Genomic DNA, 25,566 nt, shown 5'->3' on the forward strand with positions numbered 1-25,566 from the left:
TATGGATACTCGTCACCCCCCTGTTCGTCTCTCACAGCGTCTGATTAGCTGGATGGTTTGCAGCCTGATGGTCTGGCAGCCCGTCGCCCCCGCGTTTGCGGCGGTGATGACGCCTGGCGGAAAGACCACGATGGATCAGGCCGGGAACGGGGTGCCGGTGGTGAATATCGCCCCGCCGAATGGGGCGGGGATTTCACATAACCAGTTCAACAGCTACAACGTTGGCAAAGAAGGGGTGATCCTCAATAACGCCACCGACCGTCTGACCCAGACGCAGCTCGGCGGCCTGATCCAGAACAACCCGAACCTGGTGGCGGGCAAAGAAGCGAAAGGCATTATCAACGAAGTGACGGGCGGCAGTCGTTCTCAGCTCCAGGGCTATACGGAAGTCGGCGGAAAAGCGGCGAGCGTGATGGTCGCCAACCCCTACGGCATCACCTGTAACGGCTGCGGATTTATCAACACCCCGAATGTGACCTTAACCACCGGCAAACCGCAGTTCGACGCGAACGGGAACCTGCTGGCGCTGGATGTCAGCAAAGGGGCGATCACCATTGAAGGCCAGGGGCTGGATGCCAGTCAAAGCGATGCCCTGTCGATCATCGCCCGCGCTACCGAGGTCAATGCGGCGATCCACGCCCGGGATCTGACGGTGACGGCGGGGGCAAACCGCGTCGGCGCAGATGGCAGCGTAAAAGTCATCGCCGGTGAAGGGGTCGCGCCTGTCATCGCGGTGGATACCAGCGCCCTGGGCGGTATGTACGCCAACCGCATTCGCCTGGTGTCGAGCGATAAAGGCGTGGGGGTGAACCTCGGTAATCTGAATGCCCGTCAGGGCGATATTCAGCTGGATGCCAACGGTAAACTGACGGTCACGAACAGCCTCGCCAGCGGAGCGATTACCGCCAAAGGCGCAGGCGTGACGCTCAACGGTAGCCATCAGTCGGGCGGGGCGCTCAACGTCGCCAGCTCGCAGGATATCGCGCTGAATAACAGCACCCTGGTGAGCGGCGGCGAAATGCGCCTGACCAATGATGGCAAACTGCAGATGAGCGGCGGGAGCGCCACCAGTAAAGCGGCGCTGACGGTGAACAGCGGTCAGGATTTGACGCTCAACAACGCGACGCTCGGCAGCGACACGCAGACCACGCTCACCAGCGGCGGCACGCTGGCCGCAACGGGCAGCGCGGTGTCGGCAGGTAAAAATCTTGCGCTTAAGGGACAACAGCTCACGCTGGATAATCGCAGCCGCGCCGATGCGGCGAGCAATATCGATCTCAGCGGTGAGCGCATCACCAGCCAGGGGCAACTTAACGCGGGTGGCGATCTGACGAGCGCCAGCCAGCAGCTGGACAACAGCGGCCTGATGGCGGCGAAGGGGCGCGCCAGCGTACAGGCCGAGGGCCTGACGAACAGCGGCACCTTGCAGGGCAACGGCGTCACCCTTGCCGGGAAAAACATCACCAACAGCGGCACGGTGCAAAGCGGCGGCCAGCTGCAGGTCAGCGCCGGGACGCTCAACCAGCAGGGCACCCTCACTGCCAAAGGCGATGCGGAACTGAACGCCAGCGAGTCTCTTCGCAATAGCGGAAGCGTGGTGGCGGACGGTGCGCTGCGTGCCAAAGCGGGCGCGCTGGTGCAAAACGGCGTGTTCTCCGGGGCAAAAGCGCTGACGGCGGATGCCGACACCCTCACCAGCGGCAAAGATTCACGAACCACCAGCCAGGGCAACATCCAGCTCACCGCCGCCCAGCTCGCCGATCTCAACGGCCAGACGGACGCCGCGGGCGCACTGTCCGTCAGCGGCAAAAATCTCACCACCCGCGCTGACGCGCATCTTCAGAGCGGTCAGGATCTGACCCTGCAAGCAAATAGCGCGGATCTTGGCGGCGTGCAGGCGGCAAAAGGCGCGTTGCGCGCTTCGGCACAGAACCTCGATCACAGCGGCACATCCACGGCGAAAACCCTCTCTTTTGGCGCCACCGACGGCATCACCCAGCGCGGTGAACTCACGGCGAATGCTATCGCCCTCAACGGGCAGCGCATCAACCAGAGCGGCAAAGCGAAAGCGGACAGCATCACCCTCACAGCACCGGACGCGATAGCGAACAGCGGCACGCTGGTGGCCGACGTCCTGACTCTCGATGGCAAACAGATAAGTAACAGCGGTCTGTTGCAGGGAAACACCCTGCTAACCCTGCGGGCGACCACGCTGGATAACCTGACAGGCGGCGCGATTTATAGCGCCCGTAACCTGACGCTCAATCTGCCGGAACTGAACAACAGCGGTCTCATCACCACGGACGCCGATCTGGGGTGGCAGGGCAATGCGCTGACCAATAGCGGCGAAATCAACGGCGTAAATCTGCGTCTTGATGGCAACTCGCTGACTAACCAGACGGCCGGTCGTCTGCTGGCCGACGATGCGTTGAACGTTAAAGGTTCGACGCTACTAAACGACGGTCAGATAGCGGCAAAAAACCTGCAACTGACGGGCAATACCCTGCAAAACCAGGGCGTGATGCAGGGGTATGACATTCTTACTCTCAACGCCGACGAGGTCACGAACGGCGGCGCCATACGCAGCGACGGCACGCTGACCCTTCGCGGCGCGACGCTGACTAACAGCGGGGAGCTGAGCGCGACGAACCTGCTGCTCAACCTGTCTCGCCAGATGCAAAACAACAGCAGCGGACAAATTATCGCCCGCAACGGACTAACGCTCGCGACGCCGGAGCTGCTGAACAGCGGGCTGCTGGCCGGAGCGAATGTGCAACTCAACGCGGGGACCATCGCCAACAGCGGTACGTTGCAGGGGACAACTGCGCTAACGGCGACGGGAACACAGCTCAACAACCAGCAGAACGGCAAAGTGCTCTCCGGCGGGGACGTGCGGCTGCAAAACGACAAACTCACCAACGCCGGTTTGCTGCAGGGCAAAACCCTCAACCTGGCGACCGGCGAGTGGATCAACAGCGGCAACGCGCTGGGCGAAGCGGGCATCACCGCGACGATCGCCAAATCCTTGACCAACGACGGCAACGTGCTGAGCCAGCAAAAGCTGGATCTGAACGCGGCGAACATCAACAACCGCGGGCAGCTGCTGGCGAAAGTGCTGACCCTGCGCGGCGACCTGCAAAACAGCGGTCTGTTGCAGGGGAGCAGCGCGCTGACCTGGACCGGTGGCGGACTCAACAACCAGGCGCAGGGGCAAATCACCGGCGGCGAAACGCTGACGCTCAGCGGCAAATCCTTAAGCAACCAGGGGCAGATTCAGGCGCGCGACGCCTCTGTCACCGCAGACGCCATCAGCAACAGCGGGTCGGTGCAGGCGCTGGATCGTCTTACCCTCAACGCTGGCGGACGCCTGGATAATCAGGGCACGCTCCTCAGCCAAAATCTGTTTGAACTGACGGCGGCGCAGCTCTTTAACGACGGGCAGCTGGCGGCGAAAACGCTGACGCTCACTACGCCGCAGCTGACGAACAACGGCATTCTGCAAGGCAACGACGGCCTGACGCTGACCACCCGCTCGCTGACCAACGGCCAGAACGGACAGCTGGTGAGCGGCGGCGCGCTCTCGCTGGATCTTGATAAGCTCGAAAACCACGGCCTGATGCAGGTCAATCAGCGCCTGACGGTGAAGGGCAACGATCTGCTCAACAGCGGTGATATTCATGCGGATGCGCTGGAGATGACCCTTCACAACACCCTGAATAATCAGGGCGGACTGGTCGCCAAAAATGACGCCGCACTGAACGCCGTCACCCTGACCAATACCGGGACGCTGGCAGGCAAAACCCTAACGCTGGGGGCCACCGAGATCCGCAACAGCGGCCTGATACAGGGCAACGATCGGGCGGATGCGACGGCCGGTCGGATCAGCAACGACGCGGCGGGTAAATGGCTCTCTGGCGGCGCGCTTACCCTGAACGGTGGAACGCTTAGCAACGCGGGGGCCCTTCAGGGGGAAAACCTGGGCCTGACGGGCTCGTCGCTGGATAACAGCGGGACGGTCAACGGCCTGAAAGGGCTCACCGGAAACCTCAGCGGCAAAATAACCAATACCGGCCTGCTACAGAGCGGCGGCGCGGTGAAGTTCACCGCCGATAGTCTGCTAAACCCAGGCCGCGTGATGGGCAAAACCCTGACGCTAAACGCCCGCGAACTCAATAACAGCGGGCTGTGGCAGGGCACCGATGCTCTCGCGCTGACGGGTGATTCGCTCGTCACCGGCGCGGCGTCAAAAACGCTAACCGGCGGGGCGCTGACGCTGGATGCCGGGCAGCTAACCACCCAGGGCACGCTTCAGGGCAACGGCGTAACGGTAACGGCGGACGGCTGGACGCACGGCGGATCGCTCCTCAGCCAGGGGGCGTTAACCGCCAGTGTTGGCGGCACGCTCACCTCAACCGGCGCGCTGATGAGCCAGGGCGACACGGCAATCACCGCGCAGACGCTGGATAACCGGGGTCAACTGCTGGGCGAAGGGGATATGCGGCTCGGCGGGAGTACGCTTAAAAACAGCGGGGCGGTGCAGGGGAAAACCCTCGCTCTGCGCCAGACCAGTATCAACAACCAGGGAACGCTGACGGGGCTGCAAAGCCTGACGCTGAAGGCCCAACAGCAGCTGATGGCGCGCGTGGCGATGGCTGCGCCGCAGCTGGAGCTGATCAACGGCGCGTCGGGGGCGCTGCTCACGCAGGGCACGCTGAACATTACCTCCGGGACGGTCACCAATAACGGGTCCTGGCAGGGGCAAAACATCCTGCTGGATGCCCAGTCGCTGACCAACAACGGCGCGGTGCAGAGCGCCGACGCGCTGCAAATGACGCTGGCAAATAATCTGACCAACGGCGCAGGCAGCAAAATCACTGCGCTGGGCAGCGCGACGCTGCAGGCAATGTCGCTCAACAATCAGGGCCAGTGGGCGGCGAAAAACCTGACGCTCAAAGGGACAACTCTCAGCAACAGCGGGGCGATCAGCGGCGTGAACGGACTGACGCTGGCCCAGACCGGGGCCATCACCCAGCAGCAGAACGGGACGATGCTGACCGGCGGGGCGCTAAATCTCAACGCCGCCTCCCTCGCTAACGACGGAAAAATCCAGGGCGCAACGCTCGGCGTGACCAGCGGCGCATTGACCAATAGCGGGCGATTGCAGGGGGATAACGGCGCGACGTTTAGCCTCAGCGGAGCGCTGACCAACAACGCAGGCGGGGAGATCGTCAGCCGTCAGGGGCTGACCGTAACGACGCCATCCCTGTTTAACTACGGCCTGATGCAGGGCGGCGGTGAGACGAACGTCACCGCCAACACTCAGGCACGCAACGACGGCAAACTCCTTTCTGGCGCGCGTCTGACGCTGACGACGCCGCAGTTCACCGGCGCGGGCTGGCTTCAGGCGACGAACCTGATCCTCAACGCGGCGACGGCAACTAACGGCGGCACCTGGCTTGCGGATCAGGCCACGCTGACGGGCAATACGTTGGTAAACCAGGGCACCACCCAGGCGGGAACGCTGGCGGTGAATTATGGCCAGTTGGCCAACAGCGGGACGCTGCTCGGCAACAGCCAACTGACGATTGACGCCGATCAGGTTACCCAGAGCGCGGCGGGTAAGTTGCTCAGCGGAGGCGATCTGTGGCTGGAGAGTAAAGGGCTGGATGCAGTCGGCCAGCTGGTTTCGCTGGGCAATCTGACCTTAAAACTCACGAATGCGTTTACCGGGAAAACGGCAATCGCGGCGGGGAAAACCCTCAGTATCAGCAGCAACGGTGCAATCGAAAACCGCAGCGTGATGCAGGGCCAGGCGGTCAATCTGACCGCGGGCGGCGCGCTGACCAATAACGGGCAACTGACAACCGGCAGCGGTGCGAGTGCGCTCTCCGGCAGCACCGTGGCGCTCAACGGTGCCGGGACGATCCAGGGTGGCGGCGATATCGCCATCGCCAGCCGGGGCAATATCACCGTGGACGGTTTCACCGGCACCCGCGGCTCCCTGACGCTCAGCGCGCCAGGATCGATCGTCAACACCGCCCTGCTGTACGCCGCGAACAATCTGGCGCTGTACGCCAACAGCATCACCAACCAGCGCGGCGACATTCTTGCCGGAAATAATCTGTGGATGCAGAAAGACGCGGCGGGGAATGCGAACAGTGAAGTGGTGAATACGTCGGGGACGATTGAGACGCAGAATGGTGATATCGGGATTAAGACGGTTCATCTGCTTAATACGCGGGAGGGGCTGACGGTCAACAGCTGGACTGAAACGTCTCAACTGGCTGAAAATGTTGGCGATGCGACCATGGAATTTTTGGTCAGAAGCCTTCCTTCCACGTCTTACAAAATCACGAATAGTATTAGCACTGGCTATCGTAACTGCACTTGTGCAATCGAATACGACATCTACAACTCTTACTATTCCCCAACTGAAGAGGCGCTAGAGCTAAAATTTGCTGGTTCCGTGGCCCATATGGATGCCAGCGCAACGGGCGGTGCGGGACGCATTGCGTCAGGGCGCGACTTGGCGATCAGTGCAGGCAACCTGGACAACAAATCCAGCTTGATACTGGCTGACCGTAACGTTTCTCTCTCGGGTAGTCAGTTAAACAACGAGAGCTATCAGTCAGGTACCACGGGCAGCTATTACGTATATAAATTTACTAACTCTACCGGTGGGACATCCTCAGAATGGGGTTATCAGAGCCCACGCGGTGACTCGACCTTTATCTATACTTTAACCGGCACGACGACGGAGACGGCTCAGGGAGGAACCTTGCGCTCCGTCATCCAGGCCGGTGGCAACGTCAACGCCAACTTCACTGACAACATCAGCAATACCAACACCACCGCGAACGCGGGTGGCGTCAGCAACACAATCTCTGCGCCGACGCTGAACACCCTCAGTAACCAATCCATCGGCAGCGGTACACAAAAGCAGAACCTGGCGAACACCGGCGTGGTCGCGGTCAACTCCCCGCAGTGGAACGATCAACTCCAGGGCGCGTTGCAGCAAATCAACGGCGGCGGCGCGCTGGACAGCAGCGGCGCAAGCAGCACCTCGCTCAGCAACATCTCCACCAGCCAAAAAGGCAACGCCAGCCTCGGTCAGCTCAGCGAGCTGGCAAAAGCGGGCATCACCACGGCGGACCTCAACACCGCCAAAGGCGGTGCAACCGGGCAGTATCAGGGCAAAACCGTCGATACCAGCGCCTACCCGCTGCCATCAGGCAACAACGGCTATTTTGTGGTTTCCGATAATCCAAAAAGCCCGTACCTGATTAACGTCAACCCGAAACTCAACGGCCTCGGGCAGCTCGATCCCGCCCTTTTTGCCGATCTCAACAAAATGCTCGGCACGCAGCCGTCGACCAGCGCTCCACAGGAGACGCGCGCCGCCTTCACCGATGAAAAACAGGTGCTCGGGTCGTCGTACATGCTGGGCCGTCTCAACCTCAACCCGGATTACGACTACCGCTTCCTCGGCGATGCGGCGTTTGATACGCGCTACGTCAGCAATACGGTGCTCAACCAGACGGGCAGCCGCTACCTGAACGGCGTCGGCTCCGATCTCGATCAGATGCGCTACCTGATGGACAGCGCCGCCGCCGCGCAGCAGTCGCTGGGCCTGCAGTTCGGCGTCTCTCTGACCGCCGATCAGATCGCCTCCCTCGACCACAGCATCCTGTGGTGGGAAAAAGCGACCATCAACGGCGAAACGGTGATGGTGCCGAAAGTCTATCTCTCGCCGAAGGACGTCACCGTCAACAACGGCAGCGTGATCGCGGGCAACAACGTCAGCCTGACCGGCGGCAACATTACCAACAGCGGCAGCACGCTGGTGGCGAGCAACAACCTGACGCTCGACAGCCAGAACAGCATCAGCAACCTCAACAACGGCCTGATCAAAGCGGGCGGCGATCTCAACCTGAGCGCCATCGGCGATATCAACAATATCAGCTCCACCATCAGCGGCAAAACGGTGCAGCTGGCGAGCCTCGACGGCAGCATCAACAACCTGACGCTGGCGGATCAGATTGATATCAATGCCAAAGGCAAATACAGCAACGTCAGTATTAAAGACACCGTCCTCGGCACCACGGCCTCGATCACGGCGCAGGATTCCCTGTCGCTCGAAGCGGGTAAAAACATCACCGTGACGGGTGCGAACCTCGCGTCGGGCGGCGATATGCTGCTGAATGCCTGGGGCGATATCGCGGTCAACGCCAATCAGATCAACGACGCCTACAGCTCCAGCCAGGCTAAAACCAGCCGTTCGTCCGTGACGTACCAGGGCAGCACGGTGAATGCGGGCGGCAACCTCAGCATCAACGCCGGGAACAACATCGACCTGAGCGCCAGCGACCTGAAAGCCGGCGGCAGCGCCGGGCTGAGCGCGGGTAACGATCTGAATCTTAACGCGGAGCAGACCAGCACCAGCAGCGGGAAGGGTAAGAGCGAGTCCCACAGCACCGGCGTCGATCGCACGACGATTTCCACGGGTGAAAACCTGGTGCTGAAAGCCGGGCAGGATATTAATTCGCAGGCGGCAGCGCTGGCGGCGGAGAAAGATGTCGGCATACAGGCCGGGCGCGACGTGAACCTGCTGGCGGAAGAAACCACCGACGGCGACAGCTACCATTCGAAAAAGAAAACCGTCATCAATGAATCGGTGCGCCAGGACAGCACCGAGATCGCCAGCGGCGGCAACACCGTGGTCATCGCTGGTCGTGATGTCAATTCGGAAGCCACCAGCGTGCTGGCCACACAGGATGTCGGCATTGCCGCCGGGCGGGACATCAATCTTTCTACGGCAACGGAAAGTGATTATGCCTATCAGGAATCCCTGAAAACGAGCAGCGGATTCCTCAGCAAAACAACCACTCACAAAGTCCACGAAGAGAGTAGCACCACCGAAAAAGGCACACTGCTGAGTGGCGATAACGTCACCCTGCAGGCAGGGAATGACCTGACTATTCGTGGCTCGGCGGTGGCGGCTGATGGCGATATCGCCCTGAATGCGGGCAACAATGTCACCGTTGAAGCGGCAGAAAACACGGCCAGCTACTACGACAAGAAAAGCACGAAAAAAAGCGGCGTCTTCGGCGGTGGCGGCCTCGGGATCACCATCGGTTCTCAGTCCAGCAAATCCGAGCGCAAAGGGGCGGAAGTCACGGAAAGCGACTCCCGCAGCGTGATTGGCACGACGGGTGGCAATGTCGTTATCAACGCCGGGAAACAGGTTACCCTCAGCGCAACCGACGTGGTGGCAGGTCGCGAAGCGGGCGATACCGACCGTAAAACCGGGCACATCGACATTACCGGAAGCGACATCGCCATTCTGCCGGGGCGTGACCGTATTACTCAGGACACGAAGCAATCAAGTCACAGCAGCGGCCTGACCGTCTCGGTTGCTGACCCGATCATCAATGGTATTCGCAATATCCGTGACATCGCTAATTCAGACAGCGACAGCATCACCAAAGCCAAACAGCTGAGTAACGAGATAGGGGCTACGGGTGCGGATATGGGGATGGGCACCTCGCTGCCGATGACCTATGGCAAATCATCATCAAACAGTGAAAGCCATTACGAAGGTGTCTTTAACTCCGGCAGTTCACTTAACGCGGCGGGGAACGTTCAGCTCAACGCCACCGGGAAAAACGGTCATGGCGATATCCTGATTAGCGGCAGCCAGGTCAGCGCCGGTGAAGCGGTGATTATGGATGCGAAACGTGATGTGGCGATTGTCACGTCAACCGACTCTGAACACCTGAGCAGTAAAGCCAGCAGCAAGGGCTGGAGCGTGACTGATGGCATCGCTGGACCGGGTGCTGCGTCCCGTGCTGTCAATGGCTCACCGGACAATGGCAACAGCATTTTGCCTTATGCCATGGACAACTCGAACAGTAAAACTGAGCGCAACAGTACCCGGGAAAACGCCTCCCTGATCACGGGGTCGGATATTTACATCAACAGCCATGAAGGCAATGTCAATATCGCCGGAAGCTCGCTGAATGCCATCAACGATCTGCTGATTGCTGCCGACAAGGGCAACATCAACATCACCACCGGTAATAACGCCACTCAGCAGAGCCAGTCGGGTAGCCACTCGATGGTGGGTAATCTGGGCGGGGATGGTTACAGCGGCATGGTCGGGTGGCGTAAGGATGAATACAGTTCAAATACCGAGAGTAATCAGCAAAGCACCCTGCGCAGCGACATCACCAGCCAGAAAGGCAATGTCTCCCTGCAGGCCGGGAATGATGTCTCCGTTCACGGAGCCGACATCAGCGCCGGGAAATCACTGGTCGTCAGCGGCAACAACGTGCTGTTCGACGTCAGTGAAGACAGCCTGAAAAGCCACAGTGAATCCTCATCAACGCAGTATGGCCTGCTGGGTCAGGTCTCCGGCTGGGCAGCCAGTGCGGCGCAGAACATTGAGCGGACTGCGCGCTCCGCGCAGGATGATCGTGATCCGCGTCTGACCGGGATCTATGCCACCCAGGCCGGGCTGGATGCGGCCACTCAGACCATGCAGGGCAACATGGACCCGTCCGCCTTTAAGGTGAGTGTGACCGCCACGGCGGGCACAACCTCTCAGGAGCAGGACCAGTCCAGCCGCCAGCAACAGGGCAGCACCCTGCACGCCGGGGACTCCGTCATCATCAAAGCGCGCAATGATATAGCCGGGAATGGCGTTGATATATCAGGTAAAAACGTCACGCTGAATGCCGGACGCGACATTGTGCTGAATGCGTCAACGGACACCGACACCCTGAAAAACCGCGCCAGCGGGAATTCGATAAGCGCAGGCGTTGGCTTCTCGATGGGCGGGAGTCAGAACGGCTTTACCGGTGAGTTTGGCTCCAGCCAGAACCAGAGCCGCGCCGACGGCGACAGTAAGACGACTCAAAACAGCAACGTTCATGCTGACAATATTCTGAACATTATCAGTGGCCGTGATACCACCCTGACCGGGGCGGAACTCAGCGGCGATAAAGTCATCGCCGATATTGGACGGGATCTGACTATTGCCAGCGTGCAGGACAGCGCGAACTACGACAGCAAATCCAGCTCGTCAGGCGTGAATCTGAGCGTCTGCATACCACCGGTGTGTGTCGGCAACGTGGTCCAGGGCAGCGCGAGCATGGACTCGCAAAAACTGAACAATAATTATGATTCAGTGAAGGACCAGAGCGGAATTTACGCCGGGAAAGGCGGGTTTGATATCACCGTTGGTAACCACACCCAGCTTGACGGGGCGGTTATCGCCTCGACGGCCACGGCGGATAAAAACCATCTTGATACGGGCACGCTGGGCTGGAACGACATTCACAATCAGTCTGAGTGGAGCGGGAAGCAGACCGGATTTACGGTCTCAGGCGGCACGGCGTTCAACAGTGAAACCGGGAAGTATGAGCCGGTCTCACAGGGAATGCCGTCCACGGGGCTGGCGTATGCGTCCGGCAGCGACAGCGGGACCACGCACAGCGCCATCGCCGACGGCACCATCACCATCCGCGACAGGGATAATCAGAAGCAGGATGTGGCTGACCTGAGCCGGGATACGGCGAATGCGAACCACAGTGTGAAAGACGGCTTTGATGCGGATAAGGTCAAGGACAAGCTGGAAATCCAGTCCGCAGCAACCGCGCTGGGGATCCAGGCCGCCGACGCTTACAAAACGGCCATGGAGCAGCAGGCCGCGGGTAAAAATGCGGAGCTGAAAGCCGAGCTGAGCAGGGAAAATCCTCAGGCCACCCCGGCAGAACTGGATGCTGCGCTGAAAAGCGACAGCCGTTACATCGATGCCGCGAAAGAGTACGGCCCGGGGAGTGATTTCTGGCGGGCGACATCGGGTGCGACGGGGCTGATAGCGGGTATACTGGGCGGCAATGTTGAGGCCGGCGTCGCAGCGGGAGCCGCGCCGTATGTGGCGAAGCTGGTGAAGGATGCGACAGCGAAAACGGGAGCCGGAGAGGCGGCGAGAATAGCGCTGCATGGTATAGTTTCGGCAGCGCTGGCGGAAGTTCAGGGTGGCAACACTCTGGGTGCCGCGGCAGGCGGGATGGCGTCAGCAGCCCTGGTGGGTGAAAGCCTGTCGAAGGCGTTTTATGGAAAAGACGTCAAAGACCTGGATGCCGACCAGCGCACGTTTATCAGCAACCTTGCGACGGCAGTGGGAGCCGCGGCAGGCGGTAGCGTGGGCGGAGATACGTTCTCGGCGTCGAGCGGTGCGAATGCGGCGCGGGTGGAGGTGGAGAATAATGCGCTGAGTGGATGTACACCGATGACCTGTACCATCGGGGTCGATGTCATGCATGGAGGTGGCAGCGCTATTGGTAACTCTGGTGGTGGTGCTGCAGGCGGCGCTGCTGGTGCGGGTATTGGTGCCATCATTGCTGGAATGTTTGGTGGTGATGAGAAACAGGACCAACCAAATGCAGGCAAGGATCTGTCTGATGCCGACAAAGCTGAGCTGGGTGGTACGGGGTCAGGGACTCCGGGAGGTTGGGGGCCGGAGGATGAGGAAAATGCGCGGAATAATGATCATCAAAGCATAACGGTTGAAGATTTAACGTCGTCATCCTCAAAAGGGCAAGAAACTACAGGACGTTCAAAATTGTTCGAGCGTACTGGTGGAAGTGATGCTGCTAATAAAGAATTTGATGCTCTAGCACCAAGCGACATAAAAGATATCCCTAGCGGAAGAGTTGGGAAATTACCTGATGGCAGGACTGTAATTGTGCGTGAGCGCAGCACAGATGGCAGACCAACATTAGAAATCCAATCAGGTAAGAACAGGATCAAATTTAGATATGATGAGTAACATATGACTGAAAAATTAATGAAATTTGACTGTGAGTATTCATTGCAAAAAAGCCAGCTAGAGCGCGTTGGATATGTATCAGGCTCGCTTGAGCTAGTTTTTGTTTCGGTAGGGGCGAGTAAATTTAAAGTTGTGTTTGATTGGATTCACTCATTCAGGCTGACTGATGAAGGTGATCTATTAAAAATGCAGGAAGAACAGAATGGAGAAATGTTGGTAGGTATTTATACCGTTGATGATTCTGCATTTTTAAAATGGTTTACAGAACAAAGTGTTGGTATACATGACAGCGAGTCGATAGCTCATTACATAATTGTTACTTCAGACGATGTTATTGATGTGTTGTCTTCAGTCAGCCCTTTGATGTCAGAGTGTTAGTTATGATCCCGGCCAAGTCGCCGGGATCTTTTTATCTGTAACGATCCGCCTTTACATACAGCGCCATCCCCGCATTTGTACACCGGCATATCGGTGGTGTCGTTCAGCGCTCCCGGAAACGTCTCCAGCCACTGCACCATCTTCTTGCGGTTGACCGGGCAACGCTTAACTCCTCGGTACAGCCCCACAGTTCGCGAATGGAGGTTGAGAATAATGCGCTGGCAATACCAGTGCCACCGCCGCCAGTCGCGGGAACGAATACAGGCGATGCAGTCCAGGATGCGCACCAGACAATGGCTTCGGCCCTGGACAAGAAACTGAATGAAATAGGCGAATCTTTAAACGCAGCTGCGCATTGTTCCTTCGGCCGTGCATGTACGTCAGGGGACGACGAGAAATAAAACCAGCCGAATATTGGTAAGGATATGTCCGATGCCGATAAAGCCGAATACGGTGGAGCGGGTTCAGGAACGCCTGGAGGTTGGGGGCCAGAATATGAGGAAAACGGTCGCAATAGCGAGACCCAACTCAGTGGAAAAGACAAAGATACTCAAATATGGACGAAAACTAAAAAGGACGACCCTGTCTTAAATACTTATGGTCATTGGGATAAGCACAAGACAGAATTTCCAGAGTTTCAAAACTCCAGGCAATATGTTGATGCTACTCATGACTTCGTGACAAACCCACCGGAAGGTATTTTGACCAAAATGCGCTCGAATGGTGATACGTTGTATTACAATCCTCAAAAAAACACTTTTGCGCCCAAAAACATTAATGGTGTTCAGGCCTGGAAAGGGAATTGAGTATTGGAACAAGCAATGACAGAAAGCAAATTTTATCCTTGCCCATGCTGCGGCAATAAGACGATAGGTGAGCTTGGGAATTATGAGATTTGCCCTATCTGCGATTGGGAAGACGATCCAGTTCAGTCGTCAGATCCGGACTTTCCAGGCGGAGCAAACACGTTGAGTCTTCTGGAAGCTCGAAAGGAATTTTTAATCAAATCCAAATAAAGTGTAAATCCCGCCGTCTTACCCGGTTGGTTTTGTTTACCCCATTCACATAGACTCAAACGCTACGTCAGTCGTAACGCCTGCAAGAACATCACTTACCTGGCAGTACTTCTGTGACGATAAACACTGATGGAGGAACAATGGGCTTTTATGTGAAAAAATTAGTATCCATTTGTGGTGATGAGTTATCAACTAAACATGCGAACCATAATTGTTCTGTGTTAACTAGCTCATCCGTATGTGAACAACTGAAGGAATTATTAGCTGTAAAAAATGGATTTTATGGTTTTGAGTCTGCTTTGCATGTTTTCCCCTATGAATCAACAGATGAAGAAATAGGTTTGCTGGACTGGAATGAAAAATCGCTTTGGATAGCTTATTACAATGATATGGCTCTTGACGCATTTTATTTTGCGGAGGATGTGTTTGGAAGTCAGTTTTGCGTACGAAACGATGGGATTTATAGCTTTGATCCAGAAACCGCAGATTTTAGTAAAATAGCGGAAACTATCAATGACTGGTGTCATTTGATATTGAACGATTATAATATATTAACTGGTTATTCTTTGGCGCATTCATGGCAAAAATTACATGGGGCTATTCCGCCAGGTCATCGATTGGTTCCTAAAATTCCATTTGTCACTGGAGGTGAATATGATATTGAGAACCTGTATTTGGAATGTACTTATAAATCTCTGATAGCAAGAGCAAATCTTGCATTGCAAATAAGAGATATTCCGGATGGGAATAGTATTAAGATGATTACTCAAGAGTAGTTATTATTGTTCAGGGGTATGTGAATATCTGTAGGCCGGTACGTGGGTGTCAACATTTTTTCGGCAGTGATAGCGGTGCTTAAAAAAATAGCTGAAAGATTAATTAATATATCAAAACTACAACAGGATAAACCCGCCCTTATCCAGAGGGTTTTCTTCCCCATTCACACCGCCTCAAGCACCACCTTCGCTGCCACCCCCGTCAAAAACCGCCTCACCTGCTCCTGCTCTTTCTCCGGCAAACGGCTGATCTTGTTCAGGTCTTTCATAAAAGATGTCTCTTCCGGGCGGGTGGTGATCACCAGACACCCCGGCATCACCCGCACATCCAGCGGTGTGCCGGTGGTAAACCCGGCTTCTTCCATCCAGTGGCCGTTCAGGCGCAGGCTGGCGCTGCGGGTGTAGCGCCGGGTTCTCTCGGTCTTGCGATCGTAGTGGCGGGTGCTGACATAACTCACCGTCATACGTCGTACGCTTTTAGAAATCCCTTTTGCTTTCTTTTCAACAGCACGAACGCCATTTTTGCGTACCGCTTCGCGGTTTCTGGAAATATTGGCCAAAGTTTCAGAATCTGTTTTGGCAATAATCACTTCTGGCTTAATATCGCTGTCAGCCATATTCAACTCCTTGATAGTTGTTTGTGGTTAGCGGTATACAGGTGGTGACACACCTTTATACCGCGATCTCTTTTTTAGCTGCCCCCATTATACCGAACTGAATAAAAATACAGTGCCTTGTTTACGGGAAAAATTAAAAAATGCGAGGCGGATTCAGGAAAACAAATAACCATAAACAAAAAAAGACGACAGTGAGGTTTGTCGTCTAAAAGTGTGGCATATAAGGACCTTCGGGCCAGGGTCTCTCGTTTTGAACTATGTTTTAAAGTCTCAGGTAATCGCCAGCCGCAGCCCCAGATCCTGCGGATACGGATCGAAATAGTTTTGCGTCAGAAGATAGTTGTCAGGATGCTCGGCCAGATAATGCTTGAGCAGCGTGAGCGGGGCGAGGATCGGCAGCTGCCCGGCGCGGTAGTTGAGGATCACTTCGCGCAGCTCCAGGCGCTGGCGGGCGTTGAGCTGTTCGCGGAAATAGCCCTGAATGTGCATCAGCACGTTGGTGTGGTTTTTACGTGAAGCGGGCTGCTTCATGATCGCCATCAGCTTGTCGCGGTAGGCCACAAAAAACGCCTCCAGACCCTGCCACTCGTGCATCGACGCCACGAACGGGCCGATCTCGCGGTACGCCGCCTGGTTATGGGCCAGCAGCTGCAGTTTGTAGCGGCTGTGATACGCCAGCAGCGCGCGGCGCGTCAGGCCTTTGGCGCGGATCGCGTTCAGCTCGTGCAGGGCGAAAATCCGCGCGATGAAGTTCTCGCGCAGGACCGGGTCGTGCAGCCGACCGTCTTCCTCCACCGGCAGCCACGGGTATTTTGCCTGCATCGCGGCGGTGAACGCCCCGCTGCCCTCTTTCTGGCCGGGGTTGCCCGCTTCATCGTAGATCCGCACGCGCTCCATGCCGCAGCTCGGGGATTTGGCGCAGACGATAAAGCCGTCGTAACCGGCGATACCCGGCAAATAGTCCGCGGCGAAATCGGTCATTTTGTCGGTCACGTCTTCGTGCGGCGCGAAGGTAAAGCGCACGCGCATGTCGCCGTCGGGCGCTTTCACCAGACGCAGCGCCGGGCGCGGAACGGGCAGGCCAATCGCCATCTCCGGGCAGACGGGTTTGAACGTCACCCACTGCGCCAGGGCATCCATCAGGAAATTCATGCGTTTATGCCCGCCGTCAAACCGCACGGCTGAGCCCGTCAGACATCCGCTAATACCGAGCGTGGGTTTGGTGTTCATGGTGTTGCCCCCTTACTGTCTTTCCGGGTGAAGAAAAGCGTGACGGTGCCGACGTTGAAACCAAACTTCGTCATCGCGGTTTTATTGAAAAGATGCGTGTCGTCCTGCAAATACATCCAGTCGTCGAAGTGCAACAGCCAGGTTTTGCCGTCGGCTTTGACGTTCATGCTGTAGCGCCAGTTGAAGGCGTTTCCCGCCGCCTGGCCTGTCGCCACCCCCTCGATATCCCCCGCACGACCTTCATAGCGATCGGCGCTGACGCGCCGGATGTGCCACACGCGCTGCTGTTTCTCGCCGTCGTCATACACAAACTGCTCGCTCAGGGTCAGGGTATCGGCCTGCACTTCGCCGTTCAGCGCCACGTGGAAGCGACGGATCTGCTTCCCGCTGCGGTCCTGCACCATGCCGAATGCTTCGGTCTGGCCCTGAAAATAACGGAAGATATCGAGTTTGGGCGTTTTGCCCTGATACTCGCTGATATCCGTGCTGCAGCCCGCCAGCAGCATCAGCGCCGCCAGACTGACCGCCAGAAAACGTTTCATGGTTGCCTCCCGACCAGCAGGTGGAAAAAGAGGATCAGCACCAGCCATCCCATCGCCATCCAGCTCAGGACGATGAAGGCCGGGGCCTGAAAGACGATCGCATCCAGACGCTCGCCAAGAAAATAGGCCACCGGGCCGCCTGCGGTACCCATCAGCACCAGCAGCCAGCGCGGCAGGGCGGTGGTGGTGCTGAGCTGGGTCCAGACGCAGGCGAACATCAGCCACAGGGCCATCATCCACAGCGGCAAAATCCCTTCGCCGTTAAAACGCAGCAGGCCGGTCAGCGACCAGAGCGTATCCAGAGAACTCCCCGCGACCGCCAGCAGAATGGCGTACAGTCGCTGGATTGGTTTGAGCATCAGGCAGGCAAGCAGCGCCAGCGCGAGCCACACCATCACCCCGCGCTCGCGGAAGATCACCACCATCGTCCAGTAAAAATCGAACGCGATGGCGAGGACGAAGACCTGCACGTGACGGTTCATACGCGCTCTGCCGTCAGCTGCACCACGCTGATGGTGCGGGCGTTGAACCCCGCTTCGCAGTAGCCCAGGTAGTAGAGCCACATGCGGCGGAAGCGTTCGTCGAAGCCGAGTTTTTCAATATCCTGCCAGGCGTGGAGGAAGCGGGTGCGCCAGTGCGTCAGGGTGCGCGCGTAGTCCGGGCCCATGTCGAACAGGTTGCGCACCACGAAATCCGTGTGGCGCGTCATGAGATCGCTCATCGCCGTGATGCTCGGCAAAAAGCCGCCGGGGAAGATGTAGCGCTGAATAAAATCGACGCTTTTGCTGTAGCTGCGGTAGCGCTGGTCCTGAATGGTGATCGCCTGAATCGCCATTTTGCCGCCGGGGCGCAGGCGCGCCTGGCAGGTGCGGAAGAACTCCGGCAAGAAGGTTTTGCCGACGGCTTCGATCATCTCCACCGACACCAGCTTGTCGAACTCCCCGGTTAAGTCGCGGTAGTCACAGAGCAAAACCTGCACCTTGTCCTGTAAACCTGCGCGGGCAATCCTCGCCTGCGCCCAGCAAAACTGCTCGTACGATAAGGTGGTGGTGGTCACCCGACAGCCGTACTGGCGGGCGGCGAACTCGGCCATCGCGCCCCAGCCGGTGCCGATCTCCAGCAGGTGATCGTCCGGCGTCAGGGCCAGCTGATCGCAGAGCCGCGCCATTTTGGCCTGCTGCGCGGCGGTCAGATCCTGATCCGGCGAGGTAAACAGGGCGCTGGAGTAGAGGAGTTCTTCGTCGAGAAACTGGGCGTAAAACGTGTTGCCCAGATCGTAATGGGCGGCGATATTTTCCCGCGCCTGCTGCCGATGGTTGCGGCGCGCCCAGTGGCGGAGCCGTTCGACGGGCTTGCCCAGCAGGCGGAATCCGCTCTCCAGCCGCCCCAGGATTTTGCCGTTGAGGGCCAGGATCTGCAGCAGCGTGGTGAGCTGATGCGTCTCCCACTCGCCGTCCATCCAGGCTTCGGCGGCGGCAAGACTTCCGCCGGTCAGCAATCGCCGGTAAAGCGTCGGAGAAAGCACCTCCACCTCGGCGTGCAGGGCCGCGCTGGCGTCACCAAAATGGAACGTCTGGTTGCCCTCGCGCACGGTCAGCGAACCCTGCTGCAAGTCTCCCAGCAGGCGGAACAGCAGCCAGCGCGCCATGCGCGCGTTGCGCGGATAATCTGGCTCAAGCGCATAAACGGGATCGGTCATGAGCGTTCACTCCTGCTGGCGGGATGGGGATGGACGGGCACGCGTTTGAGCCACAAAAGCAGCGCCTGCCAGTAAATCGCGAGGACGGTTTTGAGCGTCATCAGCGGGATGCGCCACAGCAGCGAACGCAGCGCCGGGCGGGTCAGGGGCTGACGGGTCAGCATCAGCGTGGCATCAAACACTTTGGTTTCCTGATGCGTTTCAATGTGCATGTGCAGGGTTTTTGCCGGGCAGTTGAAACGCCAGTGGTAGACCATATCCATCGGATTAAACGGCGAAACGTGGAAGGCTTTCGCCATCGGGCGCGCTTCCTGGCCGTTCACCGCGTAGTAATGCCGCTCGTTCCACGGCGTGTTGCGCACTTCGGCGAGCACCCAGCGCAGCACGTCCTGGCGGTCAAAACAGTAGTAAAAATTGACCGGATTGAAATGGATGCCGAAATAGCGCAGCTGGGTCAGGAGCATCACCCGCCCGTCGGGGCGTTCGCCGGTCAGCGTCTCCAGCCTGGCGAGAGCCTGCGCTTTGAGCGGCTCGCCCAGCGGATAGTCGCGGTCGTAAAACGACGCGGCGGCAAAGCGGTTGCGGCGGATACCCAGCGACGGCAGGATCGCCAGCTCGTCGAGATCGAGCCACGCCATAAACAGGCTGTAGCGGAAATGGTGTGGCCGGGGCAGCAGGCGGCGATGACGCAGCACGCCCTGATAGAGGCAACTGTTCATGTTCCGGCCCTCGCGATCCCCGTTACCACGTCGAGCGCGCTGCGCACGCCATCTTCGTGAAAACCGTTGTACCAGTAAGCGCCGCAGAACCAGCTTCGCTGCTGGCCGTTGATCTCGGCGCGACGCGACTGGGCGCGCCAGCTTTTGGGGTTGAACTGCGGATGTTCATACACAAAGCGCTGCCAGACATCGCGCTCGTCGATGGGCGCATCCGGATTGAGGGTGACGCAGAACAGCGGCGCGCCCGCGGGCAGGCCCTGCAAAATATTCATGCTGTAGGTGACGCAGGCGCTGTTGTGCTCCTGGTCGCTCAGGCGATAGTTCCAGCTCGCCCAGGCGCGCTCGCGCACCGGCAACCAGCGCCGGTCGCTGTGTAGCACCACTTCGTTACGCTGCCAGCCGATGTCGCCGAGGATCTGCTTTTCCGCAAGGCTTGGGTTATTCAGCAGCGCCAGCGCCTGCCCGGAGTGACAGGCGAAAATGACCTGATCGAAGCTGTGCGTTCCGTCGGCAAGCTCAATATCCACGCGGTGGGGATGGCGGATCACCTTCTGCACCGGCGCATTCGTGCGCAGCGTCAGGCGATCGCCCAGCTGCGTGACGAGGGCGCGGACATATTCGCGCGATCCGCCGGGCACCACGTACCACTGGGGACGATGGGTGATGTCCAGCAGCCCGTGATTCTCAAAAAAGCGTAAAAACAGCGCCAGCGGAAAACGGCGCATCTCCTGCAACGACGAGGACCAGATCGCTGCGCCCATCGGCAGGATGTAATGCCGGGCAAAGAACGGGCTAAAACGGTGCTGATCGAGGAAGGTTTGCAGGGTGTGGTTGTTGCTGGAGCCCTCGCGCAGCGCCTGTTTCGCCAGTTTGTTAAAACGCACGATCGATCTGAGCAGCCGCCAGAACGTCGGGTTCAGCAGATTGCGGCGCTGGGCAAACAGGGTCGAGAGCGTGTGGCCGTTGTATTCCAGGCCGCTTACCGGGTTATGCACGGAAAAGCTCATCTGCGTTTTCTGTCCGCTGAGACCTAACTCGCTCAGCAGGCCCATAAAGCGCGGATAGGTGCGGTCGTTGTAGACGATGAACCCGGTGTCGATGGAATACTCCCCCGACGGCGTGGTGACATCGACCGTGGCGGTATGGCCGCCGACGGTAGGGGCCGCCTCGAACAGCGTCACCTGATGGTGCCCGGCCAGCCGCCAGGCGCAGGTCAGCCCGGCGATGCCGCTGCCGATGATGGCGATGTTCATGAGCGCACCATCCGGCGCAGCAGCGCGTTCTGCATAAACTGCGGAAGAGACGCCAGCAGACGCAAAACCAGACTGAATCCGGTGGGGAAGGCGATGTGCGCCCGGCCTTTCGCCACGCCGCGGCGGATGGCGGCCACGGCTTGCCCGACGCTCACTTTCGCGGGCATCGGGAAATCATTTTTGCGCGTCAGGGGCGTGTCGACAAAGCCTGGGGAGACAACCGTCACGGCCACGCCTTTCGGCTCCCAGTCCAGACGCAGGCAGTTGGCGAACCACGTCAGCGCCGCTTTGGACGCGCCGTACGCCTCGGCGCGCGGGAAGTGCAGCCAGTGCGCCATCGAACTGACCAGTACCACGCGGCTGCCGGGGGCGAGCGTGTTCTGCAGCGCAGCCAGACAATTTATCGGCCCGGTAAAATTGGCGCTCATTACCCGCGCGATCAGATCGACGTCGATCACCCCTCGATCGAGATATTCGCAGGTTCCGGCGCACAGCACGGCGAGATCCACGCGGCAATCGGCCAGCGCCTCGCGACAGGCCTGCGCGTCGGTCATGTCAAACTGGCGCAGAGAGATCAGCGGGCTGTACTGGCGCAGGGCCTCAAGGCGGGCAGCATCCCTGCCGCAGGCGATGACGCGGCAGCCGTCATCCGCCCAGGACTTCGCCAGTCCCTCGCCAATCCCTGAGCTGGCGCCGGTGATGAGGACAGTCATCATGGGCGCACCCTCCTTTTCACACCGCGCACCGCCCAACCAAGGACGGGCAGGTTTTCGTAAATCATCTCTCCGGCATCGTAATAATCCCGCTGGCGTTTCACCGTGCCGTCCTGGATTTCCACCACGGAACAGCCCGGCAGCGCCAGCGTCTCGCCGTCCGTCAAACGCGGATGCGACCAGTGCATGGTCCAGGTGAGGGCGAAACGGTCGCCGTCGATGAACGGCTTATCGATGGAGAAATGACACTGGTCCACATTGGCCAGCAGATGGGTGAAGTAGCGCTGAATAGCGAACAGCCCCTGATGCTCACCGAAGGGATCAATCAGCACCGCTTCAGGGTGATAGAGCGCAGGCAGCGCCGTTGGCGGCTGGTTTTCCAGCCCGGCGTAGTAACTCATAAACCGATCGATGACGGCGCTCATTGATTCACCCTTGCAGTGGACGATCCTGATATAAAACCCATAACTAAAACTTGCACAAACGCGTGTGTTTGTCCAAGTTTGATTCGAGTTATTTTTTATTTGTGAATAATTTCAGATGGATAGTGTGGGTGTTTTTGTGCGGAAAAATGCGCTCCCGATAGCGGGGCGGGAGCGCAAGAAGGGTCAGCTACCCTTGTAGGTGGAGTAGCCGTACTGGCTCAGCAGGAGCGGGATATGCAGTTTTTCGTTGGTTTTGGTGACGGTGAACAGCACCGGGACCTCAGGGAAAAACGAGGAGAGTTTCTGGCTCTGGAAGTAATCGCCGGTTTTAAAGGTCACTTTATACACGCCGGGCTGCATATCCTGATCCTCTGGATAGAGCGATTTAATGCGCCCGTCGTGGTCAGTTTTGCCGCTCGCCAGCATCGCCCAGTTGCCCTGCTGCTGTTTTTCCAGTGTGACCGTCACACCAGGAGGCGGCGTGCCCGTCTGCTGGTTGAGAATATGTACGCTCAGGGTGCCCATCGGCGCGCTAAAAGCGACGGGGGCGAAGGCGATGGAGGATAAAAGCAGCAGGCCGGAGAATTTATTCATGTTGTTTTCCTGTTTTTGATGAATACAGGAAAACGTTAGCATTCTGGCGGCAGGAAAATATTCAATCTTTTGTGATAACTGGCGCGGGAAATATCGTCTACAGGGTAATGACGTCCAGAGAAATAACCTGTTCCTGCCACTGCTCAATCTGTTTTTTGCGCGCGGCGGTTAATTTGCCGGTGGTGACCAGCAGCCATTTGCGATCCGGGAAAATCTCCGGGGCCAGGGTGGCAGGCGGGATCGGCAGGACGTCGATGCGATGCCCTTGCCCCGTGCGTTTCAGCGCTTCGAGCCAGATTTCACACGGGTCGTTGAGGTGCCAGCCGGTGATCAGGCAGTTATCGCCCGGCGCGCGTTTATCCCCTTCGAGGCAGAACGAGGTGTAGGCGATGATGATGCCGTCGAGAATTTCCCGCAGGGTCATGATCGCCGGGATATTCGCCGAGACCTGGCTGCGCAGCGGGCGCAGGACTTCCGTCACCAGTTCCGGGCGGGGAGATTCGCGGCCTGAGTCGTAAATCAGCTGGCGCAGGGACTCGATTTTCCCCTCTTTCAGGCGCTGCAGCATGCTCTCCTGCAGGGTGACCCAGTTATTGGTGCGCCGCGCGCCGGGCCGCGCCAGCAGCGGCTTCACCTGGCTGACCGGTACGCCCTTTTTCACCCAGTCGAGGATCTTCAGCGCTTCCTGCACGTCGTCGTCGCTGTAAAGACGGTGCCCGCCATCGGTGCGAAGGGGTTTCAGCAGACCATAGCGACGCTGCCACGCGCGCAGCGTGGTGGCGGTGATGCCGCAAAGTCGGGCGAATTCGCCGATGGAGTAAGACATGGAGTGCGCCTGCTGAACAAGATGACTCTCAATATACTACGAATTCCGGTTGTTACGAGCACATGTGATTGAACGGCCCCGGCGGGCAGGGGCGCAGGATGGCGTGGACACGCTCCTCTTTGAGCGTATACATGCCGCCGGAGAACGGGTCGACGATGAACCAGCCCGGCACGCCGAAGAAGATAATATTGCCAAAGGTGTACCAGCGGCTGAGGCGGTATTCGAGCGGCATCATGGTCGAGTAGTAGCCTTCCTGTTTCAGCGTCAGTGTGTATTCCCGCTTGCCGAAATAACTCCCGTCGGATTTTTTCAGCACCACGGATTGCGGCGTCTGTCCGGTGGCGATCATCTCACCATCGCGCCCGATAACCGCGAAATACGCCTCTGTCGGGGTGCTGTCGATATACAGCGTCTCTTCGTTACTCCCGACAATGCTGGCGCAGCCCGTCAGCATCAGCGGCAGCACTAACCATAGTAATTTTTTCATTGTGGGCGCTCCTCCGTGTATAGCGATTCAGAGCGACACAGGTGAGCCGATCATTAAGGCATATCGTGCATTTTTCGTAGGGCAATGCCGCACCGTTTGCATAGACTTCCGTTTAGGGTCGAACGGGGGGATAACGAGATGAACTGGCACTCTTTTCGCGGTGATGCACCGGCAACGATGACAATTTACAGCGCCTCGTTCCCCGATATTAGCGACCAATGGCCGATGAAAGACGACGTTACGCGGGAGATCAACGCCCTCAATCAGGCCATGAAAGCCAACCCTGAACTGCTGCCCCCGCTGCTGGAAGAGGGCGAAAACGGCCTGCCGAGGCTGATCCCGCAGCATCTTCACTCCGACCAGGCGTACCGCACGCGGCCGGCAATGGCGGCCTGGCGCGCACGGCTGGTGCCCTCCGCGCTGGCGCTGTTTGTGGTGCAAAACCCGCTGGAAGAGCGCCTGCCCGAAGGCACGCGGATGGACAGCGCAAGCCGCCAGTGGTTTATCCACGCCAACGACGCCATCGGCGTGCGCTCCCGCGCGCAGGTGCTGGGTGCGCTGGTGGACAAGTACATTCACAATGAGATCGAAAGCGACTGGATAAGCCTCGCGAGCGGCGCGGCGATCCCGGTTCTCGAGGCGCTGCGCACGGCCAAACTGGACGGGCAAAAGGTGCATCTTTCGCTGGTGGACGACGACCCCGTCGCCCTGCGTTGGGCCGAAACCATGGCGGCGCAGGAGGGGCTGAACGTCGGGGAACAGCTGACGCTGCTCAAGCGCCATCTGGTGCATACCCTGATCCGCAGCGACGATTTAGTGCTGGAGCTGGGCGAACATCAGGCCGAACTGGTCGATGCGCTGGGGATTTTCGAATATTTCAACGACACCGACGCGGTGATTTTCCTCCAGCGCGCCGTACGGCTGGTGAAGCCCGGCGGGGCGGTGATTGTGTCGAATATGCTCACCACCAGCCCGCAGATCGACTTCATTTTGCGCTGCATCGGCTGGGCGCACATCTTCCCGCGCTCGCTGCAGCAGTTGCAGGATATTCATATTGCGGCGGGGATCCCGGCGGAGAAGGTGACGGTGATAGTGCCGAAGGATGGGGTGTATGCGGTGATGGAGATTAGGGTTTGATTGGTTTAGTTTCGCTAGATCGGTTCCCTCTCCCTGTGGGAGAGGGTTAGGGTTAGGGTGAGGGGGGGGGACTTGGCTCTGTTGGTGAGGGGAACATGTAAGTGCTGTGGTTATTCCGTTCACTTTGCGAACCGCGATTCTCTGTCACCACGATACCCGTGAACGTGCCAGGGTGGCTCAATCGCCACCACCCTGGCAACCCGGGCTCCCGGCGGTAAATCGCCGCTTCGCGGTGCCCTCGTCTTATTCCTTCCGGCTGACGGGGACGGGCGCAGGTAACGTCCCTGTAAAGCAGCGCCCTCGACGCACATCCCTGTGC

The 25,566-nt window shown here is 58.5% G+C and carries 18 protein-coding genes and 1 pseudogene; 6 read left to right on the forward strand and 13 right to left on the reverse strand.

Features of this window, described 5'->3' with window-relative positions:
* The first annotated feature begins 1 nt into the window (after window position 1).
* Together AC3WS9_RS00290 and AC3WS9_RS00295 are read left to right on the forward strand one after the other, a co-directional pair.
* Entirely contained in the window at window positions 2-12,835 is a 12,834-nt protein-coding gene (locus AC3WS9_RS00290) for a hemagglutinin repeat-containing protein (RefSeq protein WP_492486086.1), read from the forward strand.
* Window positions 12,836-12,838: 3 nt separating this feature from the next.
* Window positions 12,839-13,213, forward strand: a complete 375-nt coding sequence (locus tag AC3WS9_RS00295) for a hypothetical protein (protein WP_492486088.1) — start codon at window positions 12,839-12,841, stop codon at window positions 13,211-13,213.
* Here AC3WS9_RS00295 and AC3WS9_RS00300 read toward each other — a convergent pair.
* Window positions 13,210-13,409: pseudogene (locus AC3WS9_RS00300) on the reverse strand (hypothetical protein); the annotation flags it as partial. The gene AC3WS9_RS00295 and the pseudogene AC3WS9_RS00300 overlap by 4 nt on opposite strands.
* Window positions 13,410-13,638: 229 nt before the next feature.
* On the opposite strand from AC3WS9_RS00300, the gene AC3WS9_RS00305 reads away from it, so the two are divergent.
* The 3 genes from AC3WS9_RS00305 (at window position 13,639) to AC3WS9_RS00315 (ending at window position 15,005) form a co-directional block, all read left to right on the forward strand.
* Window positions 13,639-14,019, forward strand: a complete 381-nt coding sequence (locus tag AC3WS9_RS00305; protein WP_492486090.1) for a hypothetical protein — start codon at window positions 13,639-13,641, stop codon at window positions 14,017-14,019.
* Window positions 14,020-14,034: 15 nt separating this feature from the next.
* Window positions 14,035-14,229 (forward strand): CPCC family cysteine-rich protein, encoded by a 195-nt coding sequence (locus AC3WS9_RS00310; protein WP_492490291.1) that lies wholly within the window; start codon window positions 14,035-14,037, stop codon window positions 14,227-14,229.
* 140 nt (window positions 14,230-14,369) lie between these two features.
* Window positions 14,370-15,005, forward strand: coding sequence for an SMI1/KNR4 family protein (locus tag AC3WS9_RS00315; protein ID WP_492486092.1), 636 nt, complete (start codon window positions 14,370-14,372; stop codon window positions 15,003-15,005).
* Window positions 15,006-15,169: 164 nt separating this feature from the next.
* On the opposite strand, the gene AC3WS9_RS00320 is transcribed toward AC3WS9_RS00315, so the two are convergent.
* From AC3WS9_RS00320 to AC3WS9_RS00375, 12 genes are all read right to left on the reverse strand, one after another.
* Window positions 15,170-15,622, reverse strand: coding sequence for a SymE family type I addiction module toxin (locus tag AC3WS9_RS00320; protein WP_492486094.1), 453 nt, complete (start codon window positions 15,620-15,622; stop codon window positions 15,170-15,172).
* Between the two features lie 270 nt (window positions 15,623-15,892).
* A complete protein-coding gene (locus AC3WS9_RS00325; RefSeq protein ID WP_492486096.1) occupies window positions 15,893-16,852 on the reverse strand; it encodes a YbgA family protein in 960 nt (319 codons plus the stop codon).
* Window positions 16,849-17,394: a DUF3833 domain-containing protein gene (locus AC3WS9_RS00330; protein ID WP_282492084.1), complete on the reverse strand. Its 546-nt coding sequence runs from the start codon at window positions 17,392-17,394 to the stop codon at window positions 16,849-16,851. Before AC3WS9_RS00330 ends, AC3WS9_RS00325 begins: the two co-directional genes overlap by 4 nt.
* Window positions 17,391-17,876 (reverse strand): DUF2878 domain-containing protein, encoded by a 486-nt coding sequence (locus AC3WS9_RS00335; RefSeq protein ID WP_492486097.1) that lies wholly within the window; start codon window positions 17,874-17,876, stop codon window positions 17,391-17,393. Before AC3WS9_RS00335 ends, AC3WS9_RS00330 begins: the two co-directional genes overlap by 4 nt.
* Entirely contained in the window at window positions 17,873-19,093 is a 1,221-nt protein-coding gene (locus AC3WS9_RS00340; RefSeq protein WP_492486099.1) for a class I SAM-dependent methyltransferase, read from the reverse strand. The genes AC3WS9_RS00335 and AC3WS9_RS00340 overlap by 4 nt, the downstream gene beginning before the upstream one ends.
* The gene (locus AC3WS9_RS00345) at window positions 19,090-19,812 is read right to left on the reverse strand and encodes a DUF1365 domain-containing protein (RefSeq protein ID WP_285157343.1); all 723 of its coding nucleotides are present in this window, start codon (window positions 19,810-19,812) and stop codon (window positions 19,090-19,092) included. The genes AC3WS9_RS00340 and AC3WS9_RS00345 overlap by 4 nt, the downstream gene beginning before the upstream one ends.
* A complete protein-coding gene (locus AC3WS9_RS00350; protein ID WP_492486100.1) occupies window positions 19,809-21,065 on the reverse strand; it encodes an NAD(P)/FAD-dependent oxidoreductase in 1,257 nt (418 codons plus the stop codon). The genes AC3WS9_RS00345 and AC3WS9_RS00350 overlap by 4 nt, the downstream gene beginning before the upstream one ends.
* On the reverse strand, window positions 21,062-21,781 hold the full coding sequence (locus tag AC3WS9_RS00355; RefSeq protein ID WP_492486102.1) for an SDR family NAD(P)-dependent oxidoreductase: 720 nt from the start codon (window positions 21,779-21,781) through the stop codon (window positions 21,062-21,064). Before AC3WS9_RS00355 ends, AC3WS9_RS00350 begins: the two co-directional genes overlap by 4 nt.
* A complete protein-coding gene (locus AC3WS9_RS00360) occupies window positions 21,778-22,203 on the reverse strand; it encodes a nuclear transport factor 2 family protein (RefSeq protein ID WP_492486104.1) in 426 nt (141 codons plus the stop codon). The genes AC3WS9_RS00355 and AC3WS9_RS00360 overlap by 4 nt, the downstream gene beginning before the upstream one ends.
* A 183-nt stretch (window positions 22,204-22,386) precedes the next feature.
* A complete protein-coding gene (uraH, locus tag AC3WS9_RS00365) occupies window positions 22,387-22,797 on the reverse strand; it encodes a hydroxyisourate hydrolase (RefSeq protein WP_282492077.1) in 411 nt (136 codons plus the stop codon).
* Window positions 22,798-22,894: 97 nt separating this feature from the next.
* A complete protein-coding gene (locus AC3WS9_RS00370; RefSeq protein WP_285146238.1) occupies window positions 22,895-23,623 on the reverse strand; it encodes a MerR family transcriptional regulator in 729 nt (242 codons plus the stop codon).
* 52 nt (window positions 23,624-23,675) lie between these two features.
* Window positions 23,676-24,110, reverse strand: coding sequence for a hypothetical protein (locus AC3WS9_RS00375; protein ID WP_492486106.1), 435 nt, complete (start codon window positions 24,108-24,110; stop codon window positions 23,676-23,678).
* Between the two features lie 138 nt (window positions 24,111-24,248).
* Here AC3WS9_RS00375 and AC3WS9_RS00380 point away from each other — a divergent pair, with 138 nt between their 5' ends.
* Complete coding sequence (locus tag AC3WS9_RS00380) at window positions 24,249-25,247, forward strand: class I SAM-dependent methyltransferase (protein ID WP_285146236.1); 999 nt, start codon at window positions 24,249-24,251, stop codon at window positions 25,245-25,247.
* Window positions 25,248-25,566: the final 319 nt, after the last annotated feature.

It is taken from the genome of Lelliottia sp. EB106-05-01-XG201, assembly GCF_058791735.1.